Origin of the sequence: Variovorax sp. V116 (genome assembly GCF_041154435.1) — a bacterium.
Classification (GTDB): Bacteria; Pseudomonadota; Gammaproteobacteria; order Burkholderiales; family Burkholderiaceae_C; genus Variovorax; species Variovorax paradoxus.
On the sequence record NZ_AP028662.1, the window covers coordinates 505,004 to 531,515 of the forward strand.

Genomic DNA, 26,512 nt, shown 5'->3' on the forward strand with positions numbered 1-26,512 from the left:
AGGGCCGACAAGATAGGTCCTCCACCCGCCGCTCACAAGCCGCTCTTTGCCAGACACAGCGTCCATGTCCGTGGACGACGCCGCTGCGCCCGGCGCACGCTTCACTCGAAGCTGCGGGGATGGTCGAATGCCGTGACCACCGGCATTTCCACAGCGAGAAAATCGACCAGCGAACGCACCGCGGGCAGCAGGCCGGTGCGAAACGGAATCAGCGCCGAGATGCGCGCATCGGCCGCCGACCAGTCGGGCAGCAGTTGCTGCAGGGTCCCGTCCCGGAGCTCCGACCTGCAGATGTAGCCCGGAAGCGCAGCGATGCCCAGGCTGGCGCAGGCCGCCTCCTTCAGCGCGACCATGTTGTTGCTCTGGAAGCGCGGGTCGATGGGCATGGCGAGCTCTTCGCCGTGCGGCCCTTTCAGCTGCCACTGCAACGGACCATTGCGCACCATCGCAACGCTCGCGTGCTGGCCAAGGTCCGCGGGGCTCTCGGGCACACCGCTTTGCGCGAGGTACCCCGGGCTTGCGAACAGGTACCAGGGAACATCGGCCAGCGCGCGCTGCACCAGCGTGGAGTTCTGGAGCGATCCCGTGTGCCCGCGTATCGCCAGATCGAAGCCTTCGCCCACCATGTCCACGTAGCGGTCGGTCGCGATCTCGACGATGCGCACCTTGGGATACCGGTTCAGGAAGACGGGAAGAATCTCGCGCAGCGCGAACTGCGCAATCTCCACGGCCGTGGTCAGCCGAATCACGCCGCTGGGTTCGGCCAGGCGCTGGCGCACCGCCTCCTCGGCCACGTCGGAGCTGTGCAGCATCGCGACCGCATACTGGTAGAACTCCTTGCCGATGTCGGTCATGCCGAACTGGCGGGACGTTCGGTTGAGCAGGCGCACGCCCAGGTAACTCTCGAGCTCCTGGACGCGATGGCTCAGCGTCGACTTCGGCAGGCGAAGCGCCGACCCGGCGGCCGTGAAGCCTCCGCGGTCGACGACTTGGACGAAATAGAAGACATCCTTCAGGTCCAGCATCGCAATCCTGGTGAGAGAGCAGGGAGGCCGCCCGGCATACGCAGCGACAGCGCTGCCGCCGAGGATAGCGCTGCGGCTCCCCGTTCGCTATCCCGGTCTCAGGCGGCTTCCGGCACCGGCTGCGCCACGCGCAGCGACCGCGCCACCGTGGCGACGCGCCGGCCCTGGTAGGTCGCGACGGCCAGGTCCTCGGCGCCGGGCATCACCGAATCGCGGTTGGAGACGTGGGTCGCACCGTAGGGCGTGCCCGCCGCGAACATGGCCGGATCGGCATAGCCGAGCGGCACGATGATCAGGCCCAGGTGCGCCATCGGGCCGTAGAGCGACAGCAGCGTCGCCTCGTTGCCGCCGTGCCTGGAAGAGGTCGAGCCGAACACCGAGCCGGCCTTGCCGTTGAGCTTGCCCTGGAACCAGAGGCCGCCGAGCGAATCGATGTAGGCCTTGAGCTCGGCGGCAATGGAGCCGAAGCGCGTCGGCGTGCCGAAGACGATGGCGTCGGCCCAATCGGCGTCCGCCTCGGTCGGGGCTTCGTACTTGGCGTTCATCTCGCTGGCCCGCTCGGACCACTCGGGCACCTGGCGCATGACCTCGGGTGCGACGAACTCCCGCGCGCGGCGAAGGCGCACTTCCGCGCCTTCGGCCATGGCGCCTTGGGCGACGGCCTTGGCAAGAAGCTCGGTGGAGCTGTTGCGGGAATAGAAAGCGATGAGGACCTTGGGTTTGGACATGGGTTGGCCTGTGTTGGAGAAAAAAAGGTGGAAGGTGTCTTGCGTGCCGTCAGACGGCAATGGGCTCCAGGCGCGCAAGCAGTTCGTCCTTGCGCTCGCGCAGCCATGGCGGCAGCTGGAACTCGGCGCCGAAGTGGCCGGGTTCTTCGTCGATGGCAAAGCCGATGTCGGTGGTGGCCGCCTCGAACATCACGCCGCCCGGCATCTTGAAATACATCGAGCGGAAGTAGTTGCGGTTGACCGATTCGGAGGTGTCGATGTGGCCCATCGACATCAGCTTCTCCTTGATCTGCATCTGCTGCTCGACGTTGTCCACCGCGAAGGCCACATGGTGGATCGTGCCCTCACCGTAGATCGACGAGCCCTGCAGGCGGTCCGGCTCGTGCACGAACTCGACGATGGTGCCGGGCTTGCCGTCGGCGGCTTCGAAGCGGTGGTGCGGGCCGGACTGGCCGGCATAGTGGAAGTCCAGCGCCTCCTTCATGAAGATGATGGATTCATCGACCTCGCGCAGCGACAGCGTGATGCTGTGCACGCCCCGGATCGCGAACTCCGCCGGAATGTCGTGCGCAATGCAGGGCGGACGCGTGTCGTTGCCGGAGGCCACCAGATCGAATTCGATGCCGCAGGGGTGCTGGAAGCGTTGGCGCTGCTCGCCGAAGCGCTCGACCACGGCCTTGTCGAAGACCACGCCGCGGGCGCCGAAGCGTTCGCGCCAGAAATCCAGCGACCCCGTGGGAACCGAGTAGTTGATGACCTTGATCTGGCCCGAGCCGCGGCGCCCCTTCACGCCTTTCTGCTTGAAGGGGAACGAGGTGACCAGCGTGCCGGCATCGCCCTGCGCATTGCCGTAGTAGAGGTGGTAGACCGGCTCGTCGCCGTCCAGCAGAACGGTTTTCTTGACCAGGCTCTGGCCCAGCAGCTTCACGTAGAAATCCACGTCTTCCTGTGCGCCGCTGACGCACGCGGTCAGGTGGTGAAAGCCTTTGATGATCGACATGTGAGTACCCTTGTATGGATGTGGTTGGTGGTTATTGGGCGAACGACGCGAATTGCTCGACCGGCGTTTTCTCCAGGGCCATGCGGTTCTCCGGCATGCCGTTGTTGGCCCAGCCCATCGACATGCCGGCAATCACCATCTCGTCCTGGGGAATGCCGAGTTCCGCGCGCAGCAAGTGGTGCTGCAGCGACCAGATCTGCTGCGGGCAGGTGTCCAGGCCCCGGCCCTTGGCGGCCAGCATGACGTTCTGCAGGAAGCAGCCGTAGCAGAGAAAGCTGGCCCATTCGAGGCGGCGGTCCATCGTGAAGATGATCCCGACCGGCGCATCGAAGAACAGGAACTGGCGCTCCACGTCGCGCAGGCGGCCGGCCTTGTCGCTGCGGTGCACGCCTTGCGCATCGCCGAGCTGGCCGCGGAAGGTGTTGAAGCGCGTGCCGTACGGTTCGTGCAGCGGCTGGGGAAAGAAGGGGTATTCCGGCGCCAGCGTGGCATGGTTGGCGCGGAACTCCGCCACGGCAGCCCGGGTGACGCGGTCGCGCGTTTCGCCGGTCACCACATAGCAGCGCCAGGGCTGCGTGTTGCTCGAGCTGGGCGCATGGCTCGCGGTCGACAGGATGTCTTTCACCGTGTCGATGGGAACGGGGCGATCGAGAAAGCCGCGCTTGCTGCGTCGATCCCGGATGAGGTTATCGATGAAAGGTGCCGCATTCATTTCCAGAATCTCCATCAGTAGGTTGGCTGACACGGTTGTCTCTTGAAGTCTTGTTATTGGGTTCACGCGATCTCGTGAACGCTGGGGAAATCGTAGGGAGGCGGCTGGCGCCTGAGAAGCCGTTGCTTCTTGCACGCACGGTCCGGAAATCGCGAACGATCGGGTGTTTCATTTCCCCTGCCGGGCCATGTGCGGGCACGCGGGCGGCGGGTCACCGATGAAGGTGCGCGCCGACCAGAGCTCGGGAAAAGGAATCTCGTCCATCGTGGGCACGAGCCACGCAACGCCTTCGGTGCCGAAGTAGGCCGGCCGCGCACCGAAGGTTCGCCGCGTCGCCATCAGGTGGCGGAATTTCCAGTTGCAGAAGCCCTCGGCGATGTCGGCCAGGGTCTCGCCGAGCTGCTGGAGCTCGATGTTCGCGTTGGGGTCGGCGTAGATCTGGCGCCAGACCTCTTCGACCTCCTTGCGGGGCGTGTAGGGCGCGGCCAGGTCGCGCGCCAGCAATTCGGCCGGCACGCCCAGCCCCCGGCGCCGGAGGAAGGCGAGCACGTCGTCGTACAGGCTGGGTTCGGCCAGCGCCTTGTTGAGCTGTTCCCAGCGATGGGGCTGGGGCTCGAAATGCTGCAGGTGCTCGGCCTGCTTGATGCCCAGCAGATAGACCATCTGCCGGTAGGTCCAGCCTTGCAGCGCCGTGTCCTTGCCGTGCGTGGCGACCGCGCGTGAAAGGATCGCGAGCAGGTCGTTCGGCGTCATCCAGTCGATCGAGCGCCAGATGGCGTCCAGCGGCGCATGGTGCGCAACGACGCGTTGCAACGTGCGCCAGGCCTGCGGGAGGTCGTCGGCCCGCAGGAACGCCTGGGCCGACTGGATCTCCTTGATGATGAGCATCCAGTAGAGCTCGGACACCTGCACATGCACGATCCAGGCGTGCTCGCCCGGGTGGTCGCTGACGGTACGCTGCAGCGAGTGCAAGGTGTCGGTCTGCATCCATGCGCTGTAGGGTGTCTGGCCGGACGCGGGGCGTTCGATGGCCGCAAGGGTGGGGGTGTTGCTCATGGTGTGCTCCTGGTGGTAGGGGGATGCGTCGATGTGCCGGTGTGCATGAGGCCTTCGATCTGCTGTGCGATCTGCAGCAGGGCGCCGTCGCGGCCAGGCTTCGCCACGATCTGCAGCCCGGCGGGCAGGCGGCCGTCGCGGGCGGCAAGGGGAATCGAGATGGCCGGGAACCCCGCGACGTTGAAAGGCGCCGTGTAGGTCATCAGCGCCTCGCGCACGGTGCCCGACCAATGGCCGATATCGATCGATGCCTGATTCACCTGCGGCGCGGTGCAGGGGCAGGTCGGCAGCACGAGGTAGTCGAGCTGCGACATGGCGCGATGCAGCCGGGCGGTGAAGTCGCGCCGCGCCTGCTGCGCGCGCGCGTAGTCGCCCAGCGTGATGCTCTTGGCGCGCTCGAGCCGCTCGATGGTTTCGCGGCCGTAGTGGGTAGCGATGCGATCGGCGGCGTTGCGGCGGAAGTGCTCGACGCCGCCCTCGGTGAGGACGATGTGCGCAAAGGCTTCGAAGACGCCGTCGAACGGTCCGGGCGCATCGACGGTCGTGCACGCAAGGAATTCTCCGAGCTTCGCAACCGCGGTGTCGAACGCGGACGCGACTTCGGCGCTCGGCGGCACGGGCGCGATCTCGCGCACCACCCCGAGGCGCGCAGATGGAGAAGCGGCGTGCTGCGGCATTTCGATGTGGAATGCGCCCGCCAGCAGCGCGACGTCGTCGACCGTCGCGCCAAGAAAGCCCGGGTGGTCCAGCGTCGGTGCCAGTGCAAAGATGCCGCGCGTGGGCAGTGCGCCGAAGCTCGGCTTGAAGCCGACGACCCCGCACAGCGCCGCCGGGATCCGCACCGATCCGCCGGTGTCCGTGCCAAGGCCGGCCGCCACGGCGCCACAGGCAATCGCCGCGGCCGCGCCGCCGCTGGAGCCGCCGGGAATGCGCGTGCGGTCCAGCGGGTTCAAGGTATCGCCGAAGGTGGCGCTGGCCGTGGTCACGCCCCATGCGAACTCATGCGTGGCCGTCTTGCCGACGGGAATGGCGCCGCGCTCGATCAGCGCGCGCACCACGTCGGCGTCGGCGTCCGGAAGGTGCCCCAGGTAGGCGGCCGAGCCGTAGCTGGTTTCGATGCCTTGGGTGTCGATCAGGTCCTTGACGCCGATGGCCAGCCCTTCCAGCGGCCGTTGCCGGCCTTGCGCATAGCGCCTGTCGCTTTCTGCCGCGGCGGCCAGCGCGCCGTCCCGGTCGATCGCGGCGAAGGCGCGCAGGTCGCGCTTGCTGGCCTGTGCGGCCTCGAGTGCCTGCTCGATCAGGGCCACGGCCGTGATGCGCCGGGCGGCCAGGGCGTCGAGCGCGTGGCGCAGGCTGGATGCGGAAGGGACCACGGGAGATGGCGGGCGATCGGCGTTCAAGGTTTTTCTCCGGGCTCGGAAAGCCATGGGGCGGCCGCACCCGCCATCACGGCGTGGCGGGTGAGGAAACGAGAGTGGAAGGCGCAGCGGCTTCGCTGCGCCGCGCGGGACCTCAGGCCGGAACTTCGGACCGGCAGTCCGCCATGGCATCCATGTAGCGGGAATGCGGCATCGAATCGAGCGACGCCTGGATCGCTTCCTTGCACAGGGAAGGCCGCCTGGCCAGCACATCGGCATAGCGCGCGACATGGGGAAGCGCATCCCACATCGACCCCAGGCCGAGATAGTTCAGGCGCACCAGGTTGACGCCCCAGAACGCATCGGCCAGGGAGAAGGCGTTTCCGTTCAGGCAGGCGAACGAACCTGCGGCCAGGTCGCGCTCCAGGCCGATCAGCAGTTGCCTCGTCTGCTCGCGCGCGGCGCGTTGGAAGGCCGGATCGCGGCACACTTTCTTGCCGCCGCTTTCCTTCACGATCTTGGCGCGGTAGGCCGCCACCAGCTCGGGCTCGCCGGCGTTGTCGGCAATCAGGCGCTCCAGCGCCATGACCTTGTAGTCGTAGACCGTCTGCATCGAAGCCTTGAGCGCTTCGGGCCGCAGATCCGCATCCGGATGAAAGCCGTAGAGCAGCGCGCCGTTCGCAATCCTGTCGACGATGCCGACCTGGCGCATCACCTCGGCGCGCGCATCGGGTGCATCGGGAACGAGCTGGACCGGCTCGTGCGATACGCTGTCGAGGTAGATGCAGATGCGCTGCGAATCGGCGAGCACGCGGCCGGTGTCGTAGTCGACGAGCAATGGCACCACGCAGGGATCGAAGCCTTCCGTTTCGACCGATGTCCGTCCGCTGTAGCCGCTGACGTATTCGCTGTGGAGCTCGCGCGCGGCAACCAGGCGCAGGCGGATGTAGGCGGGGCTGTAGTGTTCGGCCGCCACCAATCCGTCGCTTTCCATGGTGCTCAGGATCCGCATGTCGTTGGAGCGGTACGAGAACGCCTTCTCGTGCAGCACCGTGCGCACCTTCTGCGAGCACAGCGAGCTTGCCGCATGGAAGAGCTCGAAGCGGGGTTCCGAACGGCCGCCCACGATGGTGGCGCGGGCGGGGTCCGCCAGGGTGGCACGCGCGGCGGCGGCCATTTGGATCAGGGAGGCACGACTCGTCATCACATTCCTCATCTGCCTGCGCGGCAGGCACACCAGCCAACAATCAATGAGCGGTTTTGCGTTCGATCCGGTTCAGGAAGAACGTAGGCAAATCGTAGGGAGGCGAGGGGTGGTTGAGAAGGCGTCGGACCTTGTACGCACGGTCCCGGAATGCCGAACGATAAAGGGAGCGGCTCAGCGGCGGGCGGCCTGGCCGTCTTCGGGAATCAGCGGCACCCAGCCGCGCTGGCCGTGCACGCGCACCAGCCACTCGCGGATGCCGGCAAAGCGCGCCATGTCGTAGCCGCCCTGGCCGGCCAGCGAAACGTAGGCCGAGAGTGCGAGGTCGGCCACGGTGTAGTGATCGCCGACGAGCCATGCATGGCCGAGCAGCCACTGCTCCAGCTTTTCGAGGCCTGCGTACCCCTCGGCCTGGAGCCGCTCGATGTCCTGCTGCCTTTCATGCGCAAGGCCGTGCAAGTGGAGCACGCGCGGGACGGCAATGGCCTTCTGGAGGTCGGCCTGCTCGAAGAAGAGCCAGCCCGTGACTTCCGCTCGCGGATACGGATCGTCGGGAAGGTAGGGCGTGCCTTGGGCAAGATGCAGCAGGATCGCGCCCGATTCGACGATGGGGCGCCCATCGTCGAGCACGAGCACCGGCACGCGTGAGAAACGGCTGATCTGGCGAAACGCGGATTCGCGCGTCTCGCCTTTCTGCAGGTCGAGCGTGACGCGGTCGTACGCCAGGCCCAGCTGGCTCAGCAGGATGCGGATCTTCCACGAGTTGCCCGACAGGCGGCTGTCATAGAGACGCAGCATGGTTGACTCCGTCAAGTGGTGGCCCGCGAAGGCCGTCCGCGGATTTTCGCTGGAGAAAGCCGTTGCCGCTACCGAGGCGCCGGAAAGTTCAGCGCGGCTGCAGATGAAGGGCCAGGAAGGCTGCGGTCCTGCCGTTGGCCAGGGCCGCCGCTTCGGCGTCGTAGGCGATGCCGCGGTGCCGTGCAAAGGCGTGGCCGCGATCCGGGTAGCTGTAGACCTGCACCTGCGGGCGCCCCTTCAAGGCAGCCGATATCTCCCGTTGTGCGTCGGCCGGGATGTATTCGTCTTTTTCCGCGAGGTGAACGCTCAGCGGGCTGGCGATCTGGTCCGCTTCCCGGAGGTACTTGTCGGCGTTGCCGGGGTAGTAGGCCACCACTGCGTCGGGGCCCACGCGTGCGGCCGTGAGGAAGGCCAGCAGGCCGCCGAGGCAGTAGCCGACCACGCCGACTTTGCTCGTGGCGTCCGGCATGGCACGGGCGACCTGCAGGGCGGCGGCGATGTCGTTCACACCGGCATCGAGATCGAAGGCGTTGTACAGCGCCAGGGCCCGCGCGCGTTCCGCTTCCGTGCGGTCGGTGAGGTCGACGCCCGGCGCGATTCGCCAGAACAGGTCGGGGCAGATGGCCAGATAGCCTTGCGCCGCGAGTTCGTCGCAGGACTGGCGCATGTCGGCATTGACTCCGAAGACTTCGTGAATGACGACGATGGCTGGCGCGGGAAGTTTCTGCGGACGGGCGACGTACGCGGTGAAGCTGCCGCGGGTGGTGGTGATTTGCAGCGGGTCGTGCATTGCTTTTCCTTGGATGCCTGCTCAGGCGCTGAGCCAGAGCGCGACGTTGCGCACGTACTGCTTCGTGGAGCGAAGCGCTTCGGAGAAGCGGATGATTCCATCGCCGGCCGGTTCCGCCACGAAGGAAGGACAACCGGCCGAAGGGTCCCAGTTGTAGTCGGCGAAATGATGAAAGGTCGACTGCGCGATGGCCCGACCACCGTGCTCGGAGCGCTCGAACGCGACCGCGATGTTGTAGCGCCTGCCGGACACCGAGCTCTGCCCTTCCATGACGACGCGGCAACTCGAATCGCCGGGCGGTACGCCGACCGTGCCTTCATGCGGATGCGCGGGCAGGTACTGGATCACACCCGTGGCCGAGCGCCTGTCGCGCATCACCGGGTGAATGCTGCCGACCGATCGGATGCGCTGGTAGTCGCCGTTCGCGCCCGAGTGGTAGTTGGGCCACGAGATGGCTCCCGAGAACGGGTTGTCGACGCATTGGCGATTCGTATCGGGCTCGCAGTTGCGGCTGTGGAAGTGATGCGCGGCGCCGACGCCGCTCAGGTTGCATATCGAACTGCCCAAGTCCATGTGGTCGCGCGTGACCATGAGGCCGCCGCCGCGACGGCGGAATCGGCTGATGCTTGCGCAATCTTCCGGTGTCAGGCCGTCGCCGGTGTCGACGGCAAAGAGCCAGAGCTGGTCGAAGTCCGATTCATCCAGCGTCGACAGCACGGGGTCGGGAGCCGCGCGCGGCGCGCGGTCGCGGGCGGTCACCCGGAAGGCGGGCCGACCGTCGTCGTCCTGCAGCTGCGAGAGAAACGAACTCAGGCGACTGAAGCGCGCAATGTTCCAGTCGTCCGGGTCTCCTTCGATGGTGGTTTGCAGCAATAGATTCAGCATGGTGCAAGTTCGAGGTCGGTCAGTCGTGTGCGTGGTTCAGCTCTTGAGGAAGGTGAGCAGGTCCGCATTGATCTTGTCCTGCATCGTGGCGGTGAGCCCGTGCGGCGCACCGGGGTAGTAGATCGCCCTGGCGCCCTTGATCAGCTGCACGGACTTCTTCGCCGAGTCGTGGATGGGCACGATCTGGTCGTCCTCGCCGTGCATGACCAGGGTGGGCACATCGATCTTCTTCAGGTCTTCGGTGAAGTCGGTTTCGGAGAAGGCCTTGATGCACTCGTAGGAGTTCTTCTGCCCGCATTGCATGCTCCAGAGCCAGAACTGGTCCAGGATGCCCTGCGACACCTTCGCGCCCGGGCGGTTGGCGCCGAAGAACGGGATGGCGAACTCCTTGTAGAACTGCGAGCGGTCGCCGGCGACCCCGGCGCGAAGGCCGTCGAACACTTCGATCGCCAGGCCTTCGGGATTCGCCGCGGACTTGAGCATGACCGGCGGCACTGCGCCGATGAGCACAGCCTTGACCACGCGCTTGCTGCCGTGGCGCCCGATGTAGCGCGCCACCTCGCCGCCGCCGGTGGAGTGGCCGACCATCGTGACCTTCTTCAGGTCGAGCGCCTCAAACAGAACCGCGAGGTCGTCGGCATAGCCGTTCATGTCGTTGCCCGACGAAGACTGGCTCGAGCGGCCGTGCCCGCGTCGGTCGTGCGCGATGACGCGAAAGCCGTTGCGCGCCAGGAAGAGCATCTGTCCGTCCCATGCGTCGGCGTTGAGCGGCCAGCCGTGGGAGAAGGTGACGACGGGACCTTCGCCCCAGTCCTTGTAGTAGATCTGCGTGCCGTCGGGGGTGGTGATGGTGCTGCCAGTCCTCGAGGGGCTCGGAGTTTGGGTCGGCCGGATGCGGGTTGCTGCGCCGGCTGCGTCCTGCATGCCGAAAGCGAGGGTGCCGGTGGCGACGGCAGCGCCAGTCGCAATCAGGTGTCGGCGCGAAGGATTCTGTGTGGTCTTCATGGTTTCCTGCGGTTGAAATTGAAACGTCGGACCACGGTGCGCGAGCGCTGCGTCAGAGCCCGTGGAACGATTGAAATGCTAGGTTCGTCGAAGGCGAGGGGGTAGGCCTGCGCAGGGACTCACGCTGTTGTCGCCTCGGCACCAATCCCGGCGTCGGCGTGCAGCTTCGGGCTGAGGTCGGTGAGGCAGTCCAGGTCGGCGGCCCGGATCTTCGAGGTCATGAAGTCGATGAACACGCGCATGCGCGAAGGCAGGTGCTGCCGGCTCAGGTAGCAGATGTAGTGACCGCTGTCGTCGGGTGCGTACTGTGTCAGGCACGGGACCAGCGCACCCATTCTCAGCGCCTCGCAGGCTAGGTAGCCCGGCAGCTGGGCGATGCCGTGGCCGTCGAGCACGGCCTGCAGCACCAGGTCCGCGTCGTTGTAGGTGAGCTTGGCCTGTGGCACGAGCTTGCGTGGATGGCCCCCGACCTTGAACTCCCACTCGAAGATGCGACCGGATGAAAAGCGGAAGTTGATGCACTCGTGCTGGGCCAGGGCTTCCATGCTGTCGGGCAGTCCGTGGGCCGCTTGGTAGGCGGGGGAGGCGCACAGCAGCAGCTGCATCGGGATGATCTGCTTGGCGATGATCTGGGCGTCTTCCATGCGGCCGTTGCGAAACGCGATGTCGACACGGTCGGAGGTGAAGTCGGTCGGCTTGTCGTTCAGCAACAGGTCGATGGTGACCTCTGGGTAGGTCGCGCGAAATTCGCCCAGCAGGGGTGCGACGACCCGGCGGCCGAACCCGACTGCGGCGTTGATGCGCAGATGCCCGCGGGGCGGGCCTTGCCGCAGGTCACGCATTTCTTCCACGGCCTGGACGATCCGGTCGACCCCGGTGTGGCAATTGGCGTAGAAGAGGTCGCCTTCGCGCGTGAGCGTGGTGCTTCGCGTGGTGCGCAGGAAGAGCCGGACGTTCAGCTGGTCTTCCAGCTTCTGGACGCTGCGGCTCACGGCCGAGCGACCGATGCCCAGCCGGTCGGCGGCCCGTGCGAAGCTGCCTTCCGTGACGACGGCGATGAAGGCGACCACCCCGGCATAGCTGGTGGCGAAGCTGGAGGCCAGCGGATCCGCGCGTGGCGCGAGGGGGATGGAAGAGGGCGAAGGGAGGGCAGAGGTTGTCATGAGTCGGCTTCTCGGTTCGAGGGATCGGGAGTCCCGGATCCCCCATGAAAGCGAAGTGGTCACTCTGCGCGCAAAGCGGTGCCGGGGCCAGTTAAGCCCTGTCAATGTTTGTTATGGCCGGCTATCCGGCGCCGTACGCATGCGACGGATGCGGCCGTGGAGTCTTTCAGTTCCGGGAGAGTGCGCTGCGCAGTGCGCGGGCTTGCGCAAGGCCGGGGTGCTCGCCCCGAGGTGCCGCGCGCGCGCAGACCTCGTCCAGCAGGTCGAGGGCGTCCTTCGCCTTGCCCCGGCGAACCCACAGCTGGGAGGCGCTGATCGCCGCACGAAATTCCCATCCCAGCGCGCCTTGCTGCCTGGCGGTGCCGATGGCACGCAGGTAGAACGCCTCGGCTTCATCGTCGAGGCCGCGCTGCTCGCAACGCCGGCCCGCAGCGCGCCAGGTCTCGGCCGCGCTCCATTGGCCGTGCCCGGCACCGGCGCGCGCGATCGTCTCGTCGTCGATCCAGTCGGCGCAGAAGGTCACCAGCATTTCCTTGCGTGGCGCGTCGAAATCGTCGAGTTGCTGCGCGACTCGGCGAACATGGCGGTCCCGGTCGTCCGCGGTGCGCGCCTGCAGGCCCAGCGCATAGCAGTGTGCCCACTGGTGCCAGTACGCCAGCCCTCTGCGCTGGGCCTCGTCCAGCAGCATGCGAACCCATTTGCGCGCCAGTTCCAGCTCGCCCGACCAGAGGGCGACGGGGCATGTGCCGAACAGCGCGAAGCACAGAGACAGCGCATTGCCCCCGGCCTCGGCGAGAGCCACCGCTCGGGTGGCGGTAGCCATGGCCTTCGCCGCATCGCCCTGGAGCCAGAGCGTGCGGGCCAGCAAGGCATTCGATGCGACGGCGGCATCGACCTGGAACAAGTTGACGGGCGTCTGGCGCACGGTGCTGCCCACAAGGATCGCCGCCTGGGCGCCGGCACTCGCCGCAGAAAAATCCCCGCAGAAGTGACTCGCCAGCGCGGTCATTCGGTGCGCCAGGTTGAGCGCGGCGGGGTCGGGCGTCGATTGCGCGAATTCGAACAGCACCTGCGAGTGGTGCAACGCGGCCGCATACTCGCCGCGGATCGCATGCAGCACGCAGATGCCCCAGCGGGCCTGAAGCTCCAGCACGACCGAGCTGGCCGACATGGCGACAGCAAGCGCCCGATCGTAGGCGGCGCCCATTTCCGGTACCGGTCCCCGTGTGTGCCACAGCGCATTGCCCAGTGCGATCTGCAGCCAGGCCTCTGTCTCCGTGCCCGTGCCCGGCTGTTGCGCGAGGCACGCGAGCGCGGCGATGACCCGGTCACGGTACTCCTCGACCTGCGAGACGTGAAACCACAGGGGCGCCGAAGCGATGGTGAGCGCGGCGCCGGTCTCCCAATCGTCCTGCTGCGCCAGGCAGTCGTCCAACGCACTGCGCACGTCGTCCAGCCGGTGCGCGTAGCGCGCGTTCCAGGCCTGCACGGTGAGTTCGCCCGAATCCGAGGTCGCGGCGCCCATCAGCTCGCGCATGAAGAGCGCATGGCGCCGCCGCATTGCCGGGCCTTCATCGGTTTGCGCGAGAAGCGCGGCGGCGTAGCTTCGCGTCGTGTCGAGCAGCCGGTAGGGCGCGATGGCGTCGCTGTTGTCGAACGACACCAGCGACTTGTTCGCCAGCGAGATCAATGCATCGAACGCCACTTCGGAGTCCATGTCCGCCCGGGTGACGCTCAGCGCCGACTCGACATCGAAGCGCCCCCGGAAGACCGAGAGCCGCCGGAAGAGCCGCAGTTCCGCATCGTCCAGCAGCGCGATGCTCCAGTCCAGCGCCGCCGCGAGCGTGCTGTGCCGGGGCAGGACGGCCCTGCTGCCCGCGGAATAGAGCCGCATGTGGTCATTCAGCCGGAACGCAAGATCGCCGATCGGCTGCACGCCCAGGCGTGCAGCCACCAGTTCGATGGCGAGCGGGATGCCGTCCACCTGCCGGGCGACTGCGGCGAGCAGCCGGCCATCGGAATCCTCGAACGCGCGGGCACCCACGGCCTTCGCACGCTCGACCAGCAGTTCGACCGCCGGCGACGCCATGGCTTCGGCCAGGTCGGCACACTGCGCGTCGGGCACCGCGAGCGGCGACAGCCGCTCGACGTGTTCTCCCTCGATGCGAATGGCCTCCCGGCTGGTTGCGAGGACGCGCAGGTCGGGCAGGGCGCCGAGCAGTTCGGCGATGAGCGGCGCCAGTGCGTCCAGCATGTGCTCGCAGTTGTCGATCAGCAGGAGCACATCGCGGTCCGCCAGCCTCTGGAGGATGGCCCGCGTCGTGTCGGGGGTGTCCGGCGGCGCGCCGAGCGACCGGGCCACCGTGCTCGCCAGATGGGCCTGCGAGACCAGCGGCGAGAGATCGATGAAGGCCAATTGCATGGCCGTGCGTTCAGCATGGCAATCGGCCGCATGGATGGCGACACGGGTCTTCCCGATGCCGCCGGCGCCGACGATGGTGACCAGCCGGCGCGTGGCGAGCGCCGCCAGCACGCGCGCCATGTCGGCGTCGCGGCCCACAAGCCGGGTGAGGCGCTCCGGCAGCTTCGCGAACGCCAGGGCCGCCGCCCCCGGCCGATCCTCGGTCGGCATGCCGACCTGTTCGCGAAAAACCGTTCCATTGAACCGGTAGCCGCGCAGGGGAATGTTCGAAATCCATTCCTTGCAGTTGTCCCCGTCTTGCGGCTCCCCCAAGGCCTTGCGGAGCGCGGAGATGTGGACCCGCACACTGGACTCCTCGACCACCACCCCGGCCCAGACGGTGGCGAGCAGCTCGTCCTTGCCCACGACTTCGCCCACGCGCCTGAGCAGTTGCAGCAGCAGTTCGAACGAGCGGGAGCCCAGGCGCACGCTCTGCCCGAGTCTTTCGAGCCGGCGCTGGGCCTCCCAGACGATGAACGCGCCAAAGCGCCAGCGGACCTCGCTCGGCCCCTGCGACGCGCCGGCATGCGCCTGCGATGACGTGGAGCGCGCCGCGATGCCGTACATGTCACCCACTCGTCAGCCCTCGCAACGCCCGCGCCGCGGGCAGGCCCGTGCGGCGTCGGACGGCGACGACCCGCTTGCTCGCGTTGGGAAATGCCTCGAGCGCAGATTTTTTCATTCGATGATCCAGTCAAGAAGATGAAGGCCGCAGCCATTCGGGCCGCACGAGATACAAGACGGCCGGACGCCGGGTTTTGTGACAGGGGCCGCGATCCGGGCCTTGCATGGGCAGCAATCGCCGCCGTCGGCGATGTCGGGCGATTGCATGCGATGAGGGGTTGTTCAGGAACCCGGTCCGGGTGAACGAAGCGTCCTGAGATCACGAACGATGTGCCGCGGCCGGCCCTGGCCGATTGGTGTTCCGCCGGCAACACGGTGCGCCACCGCAGCGCCCTTCTGCGAGGAGATGCGGCTGCCTACGATCGGTGCCATCGCGAAGAACCAGAGAACAACATCGTTCATCACCGAGGCCCCCTGCCGCGATGAATCCGGGGTGGCCGCATCAAGAAGCACGGATTCCTCGTGGAGCTTTATCACACCAGGGGCGCGCAAGCCGCCCTTCAGACCCCGCACGACGTTCGAGCCGCTACGAGCTTGCGCTGTACGACCCGGGACCGGGCGCTGGCCGTCATCTCGCACGAACTCAGGCAGCCCCTGAATGTCATTCAGATGAACGCCTGCCTGCTGCAGCGCCTGCCCGCATCCGCGGAGCCCTCGCAACTGCAGGGCATCGCCCAGGCGATGCAGCGCGCCATCGAAAGCCAGAAGCGGCTCATCGACGACCTGCTCGATTTCTCGCGCCTGCGAACCGGCAAGCTGGCGCTGCGCCGCGCGGAGGTCGACTTCGGCGCACTCGCGCTGGACCTTGTCGCCGCATTCGGTGCGCGCTGGCCTTCGGGACGCTTGCGCGCCCAGATGCAGGCGGCCGATCCGTTGATCTGCCATGCCGACCCGGTGCGGCTGGAGCAGGTCGTGGGCAACCTGCTGGACAACGCGATGAAGTTCTCGCCCGCCGGCGCAGAGGTTCAGGTGCGCCTGTCCTCCGAGGATGGCTTTGCCCGGCTTGCGGTGGCGGACACCGGCTGCGGCATCGCGCGCGAGTTCCTGCCGCATGTCTTCGGCATGTTCTGCCAGGCCGGCACCGGGGAGGGTGGCTCGCGAGGTGGGCTGGGCATCGGCCTCGCGCTGGTCCACAGCCTTGCAGTCGCTCATGGAGGTTTCGTGAAGGCGACCTCCGCGGGGCTGGGACGCGGCGCCGAGTTCAACGTGTGGCTTCCTCTTCATCGACGCGCCTGACGGCGTGCCGCACATTGATGCCCGGCATGCAACACGGCAGTACCTCTTGCATGCCTACCGCAACCGAGATGCGAAACCTAGCATTCGAACCGTGCCGCGATGTTCGCGAACCGGAGCCCAGCCGTCCTGAGGCCAGGGCCATGGCGCCCTCGAGGAGTCACCATGACGCAGCGCATTCATCCCCTTGCGCAACCGGGCGCATCGCGCCGCACCCTCAAGGCACGCGCGCAGGCCGTGCAGGCAGCCGCGGACGCCGCGCCGCGAGGCGCGATCGACCGGGTCTGGAGCGCCGCATACATGAGCATCTCGCTGCTGGCCATCGTGGCCGCCTGCGCAATTGCGGGCGGTGAGGCGGCGAACGCGGAGCTCCGTTTTGCCACCGTGGCCACGAGTGCGCCGCCGCTCGTGCGATGCATCCCGCATGGCGCGCGAAATTTTCAAATCAGGCCATCCATTCAACAAAGGAAATCAGCATGAAAAATCTCTCCAGTCTTGCACGCGCATTCACAGCCATCGGCATCCTGGCGCTGCACCTGTCGGCACCTGCAGGCGCGGCCACATCGGGCGCGCCGGCAAAGCCCACTGTCGTGCTGGTCCACGGCGCCTTCGCCGAATCGGCCAGCTGGAACGAGGTGGTGCGCGACCTTCGTGCGCGCAGCTTTCCCGTTGTCGCGGCCGCCAATCCGCTGCGCGGCGTGAAGTCCGACGCGGACTATGTGGCTGCCCTCGTGGGGTCGATCCCCGGGCCGGTCGTGCTGGTCGGGCATTCGTACGGCGGCTTGGTGATTTCCGCTGCGGCGATTGGAAAGCCCAATGTCCAGGCCCTGGTCTTCGTGGCTGCGTTCGCCCCCGAAGTGGGCGAATCGGCGGCCGACCTGTCGGGCAAGTTTCCCGGCAGCACGCTCGGCTCGGCGCTGGCGGCGCCGGTGCTCCTGCCGGACGGCGCCAAGGACCTCTACATCCTGCAGGACAAGTTCGGCAAGCAATTCGCCGAAGACGTGCCGCCGGCGCTCGCCCGGTTAATGGCCGTGTCGCAGCGCCCCATCACAGAGGGCGCCCTGGGCGAAGCGTCGCCTGCCGCCGCCTGGAAGAACCTGCCCTCCTGGTTCATCTACGGCGACCGCGACAAGAACATTCCGGCTGCCGCGCAGGCCTTCATGGCCGAGCGTGCCAAGTCGATGAAGACGGTCGTGGTCAAGGGCGCTTCCCACGTGGTCATGATCTCGCGGCCGAAGCTGGTGGCCCTGCTGATCGTCGAAGCCGCTGACGCGGTCGCGGTCGCGACGGCAATGCCCTGAATGACTTCGGCGCGTCGGTCCCCAGGGGTGCCGTGGTGTTGTCCTTGGTGCATCCGGATCCTTAACAAGGCTTGACACGGTTTAACTGGCGACGCGATCGCCAACTGCACAGACTTCCACCCATGACTTCCAGAAGGACTTGAAGCCCATGACCGCGCCGACCCAGGCCAGGCCGATCCATGTGGCGGTCGCGCACCGCGACCCCTACGTGGCCGCCGGCATCGCATCGCTGCTGCGCTCCCGTGCCGGCTTCGTCGTTCAATCAGGCCTCACCGACGTCGATGGCGGCGGTGCCGTCGATGTGCTCGTCACGGACTACGCAACCGGCGTTCACAAGACGGCGAATGTCCCGCCCGGCCCGGGCGGCTCCGCGCCGGGATCCTTCCTCGTGGTCACGGACCAGAGCACCGGGTGGCAGATACGCCGCGCCGTGGATGCGGGCGTGCGCGGCTACCTTCTGCACGATTGTTCGGCCGAGGAACTGTCGGAGGCGGTGCGCTGCGTTGCAGAGGGACGCAGGTACCTGTCTTGTCCCGTGGCCGACCAGTTGCTAGACAACCTCTCGTCTGCCGTGCCAACCGCGCGCGAACTCGAAGTGCTCCGGCTTATGGCGCAGGGCCTGGCGAACAAGGACATCGGCCGGCGACTCGGCATCGGCGAAGGCACCGTCAAGGCCCATGTGAAGGCGATCCTGCGCAAGCTCCGGAAGCCGACGCGGGTTGCCGCGATCGGCGAAGCCTTTCGCTGCGGACTGCTTCTGGAGGCATCGCCATGACCGGTTCCCTCGATCTGTACGTGCGCGTATGCCATGGCGACCCGCTCGCCATGGCCGGTCTCGTCTCGCTCATCGGCGAGGAACCGGGTTTTCAGGTGCAGGCGGAGAACGAGCCCGGCGAGGGCATGGCGGATGTGGTCGTGGCTGACCATGCCTGCGCGCTGAACCTGCTCGCTTCGGCTTCGGCAGTGGATCAGCCGGGGGTGGCAGGCGGCTTTCGCATGCCGCGCGTCATCGTCTTGACGCGGCGGGACAAGGAGGGGGAGGTCATGCGGGCGATCGCCAGCGGGGCGCACGGCTATGTGCGCCAGGACGCGGATCCGGCCGAGCTGATGGATGCCATTCGCCACGTGGCTCGGGGGGGCTCTCTCTATCTATGCAAGGGCACGAAGGCGCTCATCAGGCACGGCAAGCCGTGCGTGGGCTTCACCGCCCGGGAGGAGGACGTGCTGCGCTACCTGGTGAAAGGCGATTGCAACAAGGGAATCGCCCGCGAGCTGGACATTTCCGCCAATACCGTCAAGGCACACGTCGCCCGGATCTGCGAGAAGCTGCACGTGGGCTCGAGGGCGCAAGTCGCCGCCAAGGCGACGCAGCGCGGGCTGGTCCGTGTCTGAGATTCGCCGGTGGCGCTTCGGCGCCTTCGCGCTGTGGGAGGCCGAGCCAAGGCTCGAGCGCGACGGGCAGCCGGTGCGGCTTGGATCGCGCGCCATCGGCCTGCTGGTCGCACTCTTGGAGCGCGCCGGCGAAGTGATCAGCAAGGACGAGCTCCTCGCGGCGGTCTGGCCGGACACGGTGGTCGAAGAGGCGAGCGTTCGAGTCCATATGTCGATCCTGCGCAAGGCCCTGGGTCCACCCGGAGCTCAGGACGGGTGCCTGGAATGGATTGCCAACATCCCACTGCGCGGCTATCGCTTCCTGGGGCGGGTGCACTGCGAGTTCTTGCCGTCCGCCATCGCCGTGCAGGTGGCTCATGCGTCGCTGCGGGATGCTCCCGCAGCGTTGCCCGCTCGCCTCGCCAAGCTCGTGGGGCGCGAGGTGGAGGTCGAGCGCCTGCTCGGCATGCTTGCGGCGAGCAGGCTCGTCACGGTCGCGGGGCCCGGCGGCGTGGGCAAGACCAGCGTTGCCATCTGCGTCGCAGCACGCTACCGGGAACGGCAGCAAGCCCAGCTTGGTTTCGTCGATCTCGCACCCCTGACATCGCAGGACCACGTGCTGACGACGATGGCGCGCGCCATCGGCGTGCGAGGCGGCGTGCCGGACATCGAGGAAGCCATCGTCCAGCGCCTCGAAGGCCAGGCGATGCTGCTGCTCGTGGACAACTGCGAGCATGTCATCGAGAGGCTGTCGCCGCTCCTGGGCAGGTTCCTGGCGGCGTTGCCCGGGCTGCAGGTTCTTGCAACCAGCCGCGAGGTGCTGCGCGTGGGAGGCGAGCATGTCTTTCGCCTGGCGCCCCTGGCGGTCCACCAGTCCCAGCCCGGCTCCCTGGCGCTTGCGTTGCGCTCGCCGGCGGTGCAGTTGCTCGTCGAGAGAGCCCAGGCCGCGGGCGCCCGCGGATTCGACGACGCGAGCAGCGGTCCGCTGACCAGGATCTGCCAACAGGTGGACGGAATCCCGCTGGCGATCGAGCTGGTCGCGGCCCGCCTGGGGGCCCAGCCCGTGAGCGAGCTGGCATTCAGGCTCGACGATCACATGCGCCTGCATTCGACGGCCAGGCGGGCTGCGCTGGCAAGACAACGCACGCTGGCTGCGACGCTGGACTGGAGCATTGGCCTGCTGGGCGCCGCCGAGCTGCTTCTGTTTCGCAGGTTGTCGGTGTTCCGCGCCTACTTCGGCGTCGCAGCGGCGCTGAGCGTGGCAGCCAGTGCGCTGGACCCCGACGTGGCGTCCGACGCGTTGCTGAGCCTGGCCAGCAAGTCGCTCGTCGTGTACGACACCGACCAGGCCGCGGACTCGCCCTACCGCCTGCTCGACACCACCCGCAGCTATGCGCATGCTCTGCTCGTGCGGGCGGGCGAGCGAGACGCGGTATCGAAAAGCCATGCCCTTTTCATGCTGGACCTCATGGGCCTTGCCACCGCGGACCTCGCTTTGCTGGACGCCGATGCCTGGACCCAGCGCTACCGCGGCTGCCTGGACGACGTTCGTGCAGCTCTGGATGCCTGCATCGGCCACCACGACGACATGACGATCGCGGGCGCGCTCACCGTCGCATCGGCGCCGCTCTGGTTCCGCTTGTCCGAGGTCAGCGAATACCGGGATCGCGTTCGCGCGGCGCTGGACCATGTCGATGTGCTGAAGGTACCCGACCGCCTGACGGCCGGACGGCTGGAGATCGCGCTCTACAACGCCTTGTGGCACACCGGCGGCACGGTGCCGGAGATGACACAGGCGTGCGAGCGGGCGCTGGATTGCGCATTGGAACTGAAGGTGAAGACACTCGAATTCCAGGCTCGGTGGGGCCTTTGCGCGCTGAACATCACGCGCGGCGCGTACACACCGGCGTTGCGGCATGCCGAGATCCTGAGAGAGTTTGCGAGCCACTCGACCAACGCCGTGACGCGCAACCTGTCGCACCGGATGCTGGCGCTCGCCAATCACTTCTGCGGCGCGTTCGCCGAGGCCAGGGTGCAGGCCGAAGCAGCGGCGGACGTGGACGACGCGACCCGGCGCAACCATGCCAACGCGTTCCAGCCCGACGCGCGCACCACCGCAATGGCCATTCTTGCCAGGACGCTGTGGATCCAGGGCGAGAGCCGTCTTGCCATGGCCACCGCCATCCGGTGCATGGAGGAGGCTGAGGCGCTGGGACACACGCTGTCGCTATGCGTTGCCCTCTTCTGGATCTGTCCGATGGCCATATGGGCCCTCGAACAACGGGCGGCCCGCGCCTGGATCGACACGATGCTGCAGCAGACCCGGTCCAAGGGCTTCGCCTACTGGCATGACTGGGCGCTTTGCTACGACGACGCCATGAAGATCGGCGAGGTCGACGACGCCGGCGCGCACATCGACGCCGTCGCGGCAAAGGTCCTGGCCATGGACGAGCCCCGCAGGGAGATGATGGTCACGTTCTGCGACCAGTGGGTGGATGATGACCTGGTTGCTCGCGCGACGCGGGGCGAAGGGCAGTGGAGTGCCGCCGAGGTTTGCCGCGCTGCCGGGCGGCGCAAGGAGCTGCGGGGCGACGATGCCGAAGCCGAGGCGCTTTATCTGCAGGCCCACGCCCTTGCGCGCTCGCAAGGCGCACTCGCCTGGGAACTGCGTGCAGCGGGTGCGCTGGAGGAACTGCGCGCCGGGGCAGCTCAGCGATGAACCGGCCGTGCGCCGGGCCGGCGGACCCGTGCCAGTGCGGCGCGCTTTTCCCAGGCGACGGCGCCTTGTTGCCTCGCAGTTTCCGTTGCCCGGAGGTAGAAAGCGTCCGCCTCGTCGGGTGCAGCGTTCTGCTCCGCGCGCCAGCCGGCAGCGCGCCAGACCTCGGCGGCGACCCAAGGACTCTCTCCGCGCGAGACGCGCTCGATCATCTCGTCGTCGACCCAGTCGATGCAGAAGGTCGCGAGCATCTCCCTGTGGGGTGCGTCATAGGTCGCGAGCTGGCCGGCCACTTCACGCACGTAAAGATCCCGGTCCGGCGCGATGCCCAACTGCAGGCCCTGGGAGAACCACTCGGCATAGCGCAGCCAGCCCACCAGGCCCTTGCGCCGCGCTTCGTCCGTCATCAAGTGAATCCATTGGGCGGCAAGCTCGAGTTCGCCGGCCCACAGCGCGACCGGGCAGGCACCATACAGCGCGGAACACAGGGAGACGGATTTTCCGGCCGCTTGCGCTCGGTCCACCGCGTCGCTGGCTTCTTCCAGGGCCCGGGCCGTTTCCCCTTGCACCCAGAGGGTTCGGCTCAGCATGGCTTTCGCCGCAACGATGGCGTTGACCCCCACCATGTTGGCCCGGGCATGGCCGAGGCCGCCACCAACGCGCACGGAAGCTTCGCTGTGCATCCTCGCCACATCGAAGTGGCCGCAAAAGTGGTTGGCCATCGCCATCACGCGGTGCGCGAGATTGAGTGCGGCGGGGTCGGACCAGGATCGCGCTGCCGCCATCAGCGTGTGCGCCTGGTCCAGCGCCGCCGAATACTCGCCGCGGAACATGTCGTGCGTGCACCGCCCCCAACGGGCTTGCAGTTCCAGTACGGGGATCTTGACGGCAAGCGCGCCGGCCAGGGCCTGGTCTGCGGCGGCACCCAACTCGGGTGTGGACCTGCCGGTGTGGAGCAGGGCGCTGACCAGCGCGGTGTTCAGCCAGGTCGCCGTTTCCGTGTCGCGCGTGGGTTGACGATCAACCAGCGCCAGCGCCGCGGAGACCCGGTCGCGATATTCGACGACCTGGGCCAGGTGAAACCACAACGGCGCGGAAGCCGTCACCAGCGAGGCGGCCATCTTCGCGTCGGGCTGCTGCGTCAGGCAGACTTCGAGCGCAAAGCGCACGTCGTCCAGGCGGTGTGCATAACGGCCGGCCCAGGCCTGCTCGGTCAGGTCGGAGAGTTCCGCCGCCGCTGCCTTCATGAGATCGCGCATGAGGACCGCATGGCGCCGCAGCAATGCCGGCCGTTCATCGCTCTGGGCGAGAAGCGCAGCTGCATAGCTTCGCGTCGTGTCCAGAAGCTTGTAGGGCGCGACAGCGTCGTTGCTGTCGAAGAAGACAAGCGACTTGTTGACCAGCGAGATCAGTGCGTCGAATGCCACCTCGGCGTCCATGCCGCCGGCGCTCACGCCTAGCGCGGCTTCCACATCGAAGCGCCCCCGAAACACCGACAACCAGCGAAAGAGCCGCAGCTCTGTATCGCTCAGAAGCGCGATGCTCCAGTCGAGCGCCGCGGCGAGCGTTCGGTGCCGTGCGAGCGCGGCGCGGCTGAAGGCATAGAGGCGCATGTGGTCGTCCAGCCTGCGCGCCAGATCGACGACCGGCTGCACGCCCAGGCGCGCGGCCACCAGTTCGATGGCCAGAGGGATGCCGTCGACCTGCCTGGTGATCTGGGCCAGCAGGGGGCCATGCGATTCATCGAACGCACCCGCACCCGCGGCCTTGGCGCGCTCGACGAGCAATTCCACGGAGGGCCAGTGCAGCGCCTGCGTGAGCGAGATCTGCTCGGCGTCCGGAATTGCGAGCGCCGGCAGCCGAAAGACGTACTCGCCCGTCACGCGCAGCGCCTCGCGGCTCGTCGCCAGGATGCGCAGGCCGGGCAGCACGGAAAGCAAGCCGGCGATCGGCAGCGCCAGGGAGTCCACCACATGCTCGCAGTTGTCGATCAACAGGAGCACAGCGCGCGCCATCAGGCGTTGCGTGATGGCGCCGACGATGTCGGGCAGGTCGGCGGGCACCCCCACGGCGCGCGCCAGGGTGCCGAGCACGTGGTCCTGGGAGATCAGCGACGACAGATCGACAAAGGCGATCTCCGCGCCGTGCCTGTGCTGATGGCTCTCCGCGGCGTGGATCGCGAGACGGGTCTTGCCGATGCCACCCGTGCCCACGATCGTGACCAGCCGGTGGGTATCGAGCGCTTCGAGAACGCTCGCCACATCGGCTTCGCGGCCGACGAGTTCGGTCAGCCGAACCGGCAGTGGGGTGAAACCGGGGTCGGCCAGCGGGGCTGCGGGCCTGGCCGGGATGCCGGGCGCCTCGCGCCGAACACGTCCATTGAAGCGATAGCCGCGCAGCGGAACATTGGAGATCCACTCCTTGCATTCGTCGCTCTCGCCGGGCTCGCCCAGCGCCTTGCGAAGCGTGGACATATGGACGCGCACGCTGGCCTCTTCGACGACGACGCCACCCCAGACCGTCGCGAGCAGGTCATCCTTGCCCACGAATTCGCCGGCCCGCTTGATCAGCTGCAGCAGCAGATCGAAAGAGCGTGGCCCCAGCCGCACGGGCTCGCCGGAGCGCTCGAACCGGCGCTGCGCCTCCCAGACAACGAACACGCCGAAGTACCACCGGACTTCGGCCGACGCCAGGTCAGATGGCTCCTCCGACTGCGCTTGCATGATGAGTCTGCGTACCGGCCGTCTCACGTCGCCGGGAGCTGGGCACGGGCGGCGCAAGGTTGTTGACCGGGCAGGCGGATCGGGTGGACGGTTTCCATGCGTTGAGACTTGAGTTTCTGGCCGAGATCGTAGCTCGGCATTGCGCGGCATCGGGCGCTAGTCCCTGCAGTCCATAAGTCATCGGGGCACGCAGCCGCCCGAAGCCACCAGTGGCGACCCGTTATCGCAGCGTCTTCAGGTACTTGACGAGTTCCGCAACTTCACCAGGATCGGGAACCCCCGCGAAGGGCATCCTGTTGCCCGGCACGGCTTGCTGCGGATCGCTCAGGAAGGCCGCCAGCGATTTGTCGTCCCAGGTGAGCTGTGCGTTCTTCATGGCTCGGCTGTAGCCGAACCCCGGCGACGAGCCGGCCTTTCGGCCCACCACGCCCGCAAGCGGCGGCCCGATGGCGGCTGCGCCTTGCGCCGCGTGGCATGCCGCGCATGTCGTCCAGGTCTTGGGCGGTGGCACGGCCGATTGGCCATGCGCCATGTTCAAGAAAGCCGCGGCGCAAGCGGCAAGAAGGCGTGTTCGCATGTCGGGCCCTCTCAAAGCATGCGCGGTTGCCTGGCGTAGCGCACCAGGTCGTCGCCCAGGCGCAGCGCCAGTGCCGCGAGCGGACCGGTCGGGTTGTAGCCCGCGTTGTGCGCGTACACGGATGCGCCGACCACGAAGAGGTTCTGCGCGTCCCAGTGCTGCAGGTGGGGCGAGACCACGCTCGTCGACGGGTCCGCGCCCATGACGGTGCCGCCGGTGGTGTGCGTCGTCTGGTACTGCCGTGCGTCGAAGTCGCCGCGCCGGGGTTGCGCAGCGCCGACCGTCGTGGCACCCATGGCGCGCGCGATGCCGGCGGCCTTGTTCGTGACGTATTCGCTCATGCGATGGTCGTTCTCGTGGAAGTTGAAGGTCATGCGCAACAGCGGCGAGCCATAGGCGTCGCGGTACGTCGGGTCGAGATCGAGGTAGTTCCGGCTGTGCGGGTAGTTGCTGCCGTGCACCGCGACGTTGAAGGCGTGCGCGTACCAGTCGGCGTTGGCCTGCTTCCAGGCCGATCCCCAGCGCGGCGTTCCGGCCGGATGGAGCCGGGCATTGATGGGGCGCCCGTTCGTCACGTTCGAGTAGATGTAGCCACCGCCGAAGAAGCCGAGCCCGGCATGGTCGAAGTTGTCGCCGTTGAACTCGTCCACCACCATCTGCGAGGCGCCCGAGGCCATGAACGGATTGATGAAGCGGTCCTTGAAGAACACCGGCACCGACGACATCACTTGGTAGCAGAAGTTCTTGCCGACCACGCCCTCGCCCGTCTTCGGGTCGTAGGGGCGCCCGATGCCGCTCGTGAGCAGCAGCTTGGTGTTGGTCATGGTGAAGCCCGACAGCACGACGACATCGGCCGGCTGCTCGTACATTTGCGCGGTCTGCAGATCGATGAACTGCACGGCCGTCACGCGCCTGGCGTGCTTGTCGTAGACGAGGCCGGTCACCTGCGAATGGAGCCGGATCTCGAAATTGCGCTGTTTCCGCAGCAAGGGGTACAGCAACACCGCCGGACTGGCCTTGGCGTTGGCTTCGCAGAAAAAGCGCTCGCAGTGGCCGCAGTACTGGCATGGCGCAAGGCTTGCGCCATCGGGGTTGGTGTAGGCGCGCGGTGAGTTGGCCGCGGGCAGCGGGAACGGCTTGTAGCCAAGGCTTTGCGCGGCGGCCTTGAAGATGCGGCCCGACTCGAGGATCTCGAGCGGCGGCTGCGGAAAGTCGCGTTGCCGGGGCGCCTCGAAAGGGTTGCCGCCGTCGATCAGCCGTCCGCCCACATTGCCGGCCTGCCCCGCGATGCCGAAGAGCTGCTCGAACAGGTCGTGGTAGGGCTCCATCTCGGCGTAGCTGATGCCCCAGTCTTGCACCATCATCTCGCGCGGAATCGCGGCTTTGCCGTAGCGGGACTCGAGGCGGGTGCGCAGGGCCGGGTCGTACTCGGCCCAACGCCAGGTCTGGCCGTTCCAGTGGTTCGCCGCACCGCCCATGCCTTCGCCCGGGAGGAAGGCTTCCATGCGGCGCACGGGCAACGCGCTCTCGCTGGTGGCGTGGCGCAGGGTGTAGGTTTCGTTGGCCCAGTTCTGCACCAGGCCGTTGCGCACGCCCCAACGCAATTCGTCGCGCTGGTTGGGCAGTGTGGCGGCTGCGCTGCCCGCGAGATCGCCGCCGCGCTCGAGCACCAGCACGTCGATGCCGGAGTCCATCATCTGCCGCGCCGCCAGGCCCGCGGTGAGGCCTCCGCCGACGAAGACGACGGCGCGTTTGGGAAGTTTGTGAGTCATGGGTGTGGGG

At 67.4% G+C, this 26,512-nt stretch carries 22 protein-coding genes; 6 read left to right on the plus strand and 16 right to left on the minus strand.

The annotated features are described in order from the left end of the window. Positions 1–101 precede the first annotated feature (101 nt). The 13 genes from ACAM58_RS28395 to ACAM58_RS28455 form a co-directional block, all read right to left on the minus strand. A complete protein-coding gene (locus tag ACAM58_RS28395; protein WP_015865477.1) occupies positions 102–1,025 on the minus strand; it encodes a LysR substrate-binding domain-containing protein in 924 nt (307 codons plus the stop codon). Positions 1,026–1,123: 98 nt separating this feature from the next. Next, positions 1,124–1,753, minus strand: coding sequence for an NAD(P)H:quinone oxidoreductase (gene wrbA, locus ACAM58_RS28400; RefSeq protein ID WP_015865476.1), 630 nt, complete (start codon positions 1,751–1,753; stop codon positions 1,124–1,126). Between the two features lie 49 nt (positions 1,754–1,802). Continuing rightward, the gene (locus tag ACAM58_RS28405; RefSeq protein ID WP_062364772.1) at positions 1,803–2,753 is read right to left on the minus strand and encodes a ring-cleaving dioxygenase; all 951 of its coding nucleotides are present in this window, start codon (positions 2,751–2,753) and stop codon (positions 1,803–1,805) included. Positions 2,754–2,784: 31 nt separating this feature from the next. Next, on the minus strand, positions 2,785–3,465 hold the full coding sequence (locus ACAM58_RS28410; protein WP_062365376.1) for a nitroreductase: 681 nt from the start codon (positions 3,463–3,465) through the stop codon (positions 2,785–2,787). Positions 3,466–3,633: 168 nt separating this feature from the next. Continuing rightward, positions 3,634–4,521, minus strand: coding sequence for a tryptophan 2,3-dioxygenase (locus ACAM58_RS28415; RefSeq protein ID WP_015865473.1), 888 nt, complete (start codon positions 4,519–4,521; stop codon positions 3,634–3,636). After that, complete coding sequence (locus ACAM58_RS28420) at positions 4,518–5,921, minus strand: amidase (RefSeq protein ID WP_062364771.1); 1,404 nt, start codon at positions 5,919–5,921, stop codon at positions 4,518–4,520. Before ACAM58_RS28420 ends, ACAM58_RS28415 begins: the two co-directional genes overlap by 4 nt. Positions 5,922–6,033: 112 nt before the next feature. Continuing rightward, complete coding sequence (locus ACAM58_RS28425; protein WP_018904414.1) at positions 6,034–7,056, minus strand: glutathione S-transferase family protein; 1,023 nt, start codon at positions 7,054–7,056, stop codon at positions 6,034–6,036. 201 nt (positions 7,057–7,257) lie between these two features. Next, positions 7,258–7,881 (minus strand): glutathione S-transferase family protein, encoded by a 624-nt coding sequence (locus tag ACAM58_RS28430; RefSeq protein WP_015865470.1) that lies wholly within the window; start codon positions 7,879–7,881, stop codon positions 7,258–7,260. Between the two features lie 88 nt (positions 7,882–7,969). After that, positions 7,970–8,671, minus strand: coding sequence for a dienelactone hydrolase family protein (locus tag ACAM58_RS28435; protein WP_062364770.1), 702 nt, complete (start codon positions 8,669–8,671; stop codon positions 7,970–7,972). Between the two features lie 21 nt (positions 8,672–8,692). Beyond that, positions 8,693–9,556, minus strand: a complete 864-nt coding sequence (locus ACAM58_RS28440; RefSeq protein WP_015865468.1) for a hypothetical protein — start codon at positions 9,554–9,556, stop codon at positions 8,693–8,695. A 36-nt stretch (positions 9,557–9,592) separates the two neighbouring features. Further along, positions 9,593–10,561 (minus strand): alpha/beta fold hydrolase, encoded by a 969-nt coding sequence (locus ACAM58_RS28445; protein WP_015865467.1) that lies wholly within the window; start codon positions 10,559–10,561, stop codon positions 9,593–9,595. A gap of 119 nt (positions 10,562–10,680) precedes the next feature. Next, positions 10,681–11,724 carry a LysR family transcriptional regulator gene (locus tag ACAM58_RS28450; RefSeq protein WP_062364769.1) on the minus strand — a complete coding sequence of 348 codons (1,044 nt, stop codon included), beginning with the start codon at positions 11,722–11,724 and terminating at the stop codon, positions 10,681–10,683. Positions 11,725–11,890: 166 nt separating this feature from the next. Beyond that, positions 11,891–14,752 carry a winged helix-turn-helix domain-containing protein gene (locus ACAM58_RS28455; RefSeq protein ID WP_062364768.1) on the minus strand — a complete coding sequence of 954 codons (2,862 nt, stop codon included), beginning with the start codon at positions 14,750–14,752 and terminating at the stop codon, positions 11,891–11,893. Between the two features lie 666 nt (positions 14,753–15,418). Between ACAM58_RS28455 and ACAM58_RS28460 the strand changes: the two genes are divergently transcribed. From ACAM58_RS28460 to ACAM58_RS28485, 6 genes are all read left to right on the plus strand, one after another. After that, a complete protein-coding gene (locus ACAM58_RS28460) occupies positions 15,419–16,045 on the plus strand; it encodes a sensor histidine kinase KdpD (RefSeq protein WP_062364767.1) in 627 nt (208 codons plus the stop codon). A 162-nt stretch (positions 16,046–16,207) separates the two neighbouring features. Then, on the plus strand, positions 16,208–16,522 hold the full coding sequence (locus tag ACAM58_RS28465) for a hypothetical protein (protein ID WP_015865464.1): 315 nt from the start codon (positions 16,208–16,210) through the stop codon (positions 16,520–16,522). Continuing rightward, entirely contained in the window at positions 16,519–17,343 is an 825-nt protein-coding gene (locus ACAM58_RS28470; RefSeq protein ID WP_369664997.1) for an alpha/beta fold hydrolase, read from the plus strand. Before ACAM58_RS28465 ends, ACAM58_RS28470 begins: the two co-directional genes overlap by 4 nt. Positions 17,344–17,491: 148 nt before the next feature. Then, positions 17,492–18,118 carry a response regulator transcription factor gene (locus ACAM58_RS28475; RefSeq protein ID WP_015865462.1) on the plus strand — a complete coding sequence of 209 codons (627 nt, stop codon included), beginning with the start codon at positions 17,492–17,494 and terminating at the stop codon, positions 18,116–18,118. Beyond that, a complete protein-coding gene (locus ACAM58_RS28480; protein WP_018904407.1) occupies positions 18,115–18,735 on the plus strand; it encodes a response regulator transcription factor in 621 nt (206 codons plus the stop codon). The genes ACAM58_RS28475 and ACAM58_RS28480 overlap by 4 nt, the downstream gene beginning before the upstream one ends. Continuing rightward, a complete protein-coding gene (locus ACAM58_RS28485; RefSeq protein WP_018904406.1) occupies positions 18,728–21,433 on the plus strand; it encodes a winged helix-turn-helix domain-containing protein in 2,706 nt (901 codons plus the stop codon). The genes ACAM58_RS28480 and ACAM58_RS28485 overlap by 8 nt, the downstream gene beginning before the upstream one ends. Here ACAM58_RS28485 and ACAM58_RS28490 read toward each other — a convergent pair. The 3 genes from ACAM58_RS28490 to ACAM58_RS28500 form a co-directional block, all read right to left on the minus strand. Then, on the minus strand, positions 21,424–24,153 hold the full coding sequence (locus ACAM58_RS28490) for a winged helix-turn-helix domain-containing protein (RefSeq protein WP_062364766.1): 2,730 nt from the start codon (positions 24,151–24,153) through the stop codon (positions 21,424–21,426). The two genes, ACAM58_RS28485 and ACAM58_RS28490, sit on opposite strands and share 10 nt — an antisense overlap. Before the next feature lie 220 nt (positions 24,154–24,373). Beyond that, on the minus strand, positions 24,374–24,730 hold the full coding sequence (locus ACAM58_RS28495) for a cytochrome c family protein (protein WP_026283980.1): 357 nt from the start codon (positions 24,728–24,730) through the stop codon (positions 24,374–24,376). A gap of 11 nt (positions 24,731–24,741) precedes the next feature. After that, on the minus strand, positions 24,742–26,502 hold the full coding sequence (locus tag ACAM58_RS28500; RefSeq protein ID WP_018904403.1) for a GMC family oxidoreductase: 1,761 nt from the start codon (positions 26,500–26,502) through the stop codon (positions 24,742–24,744). Positions 26,503–26,512: the final 10 nt, after the last annotated feature.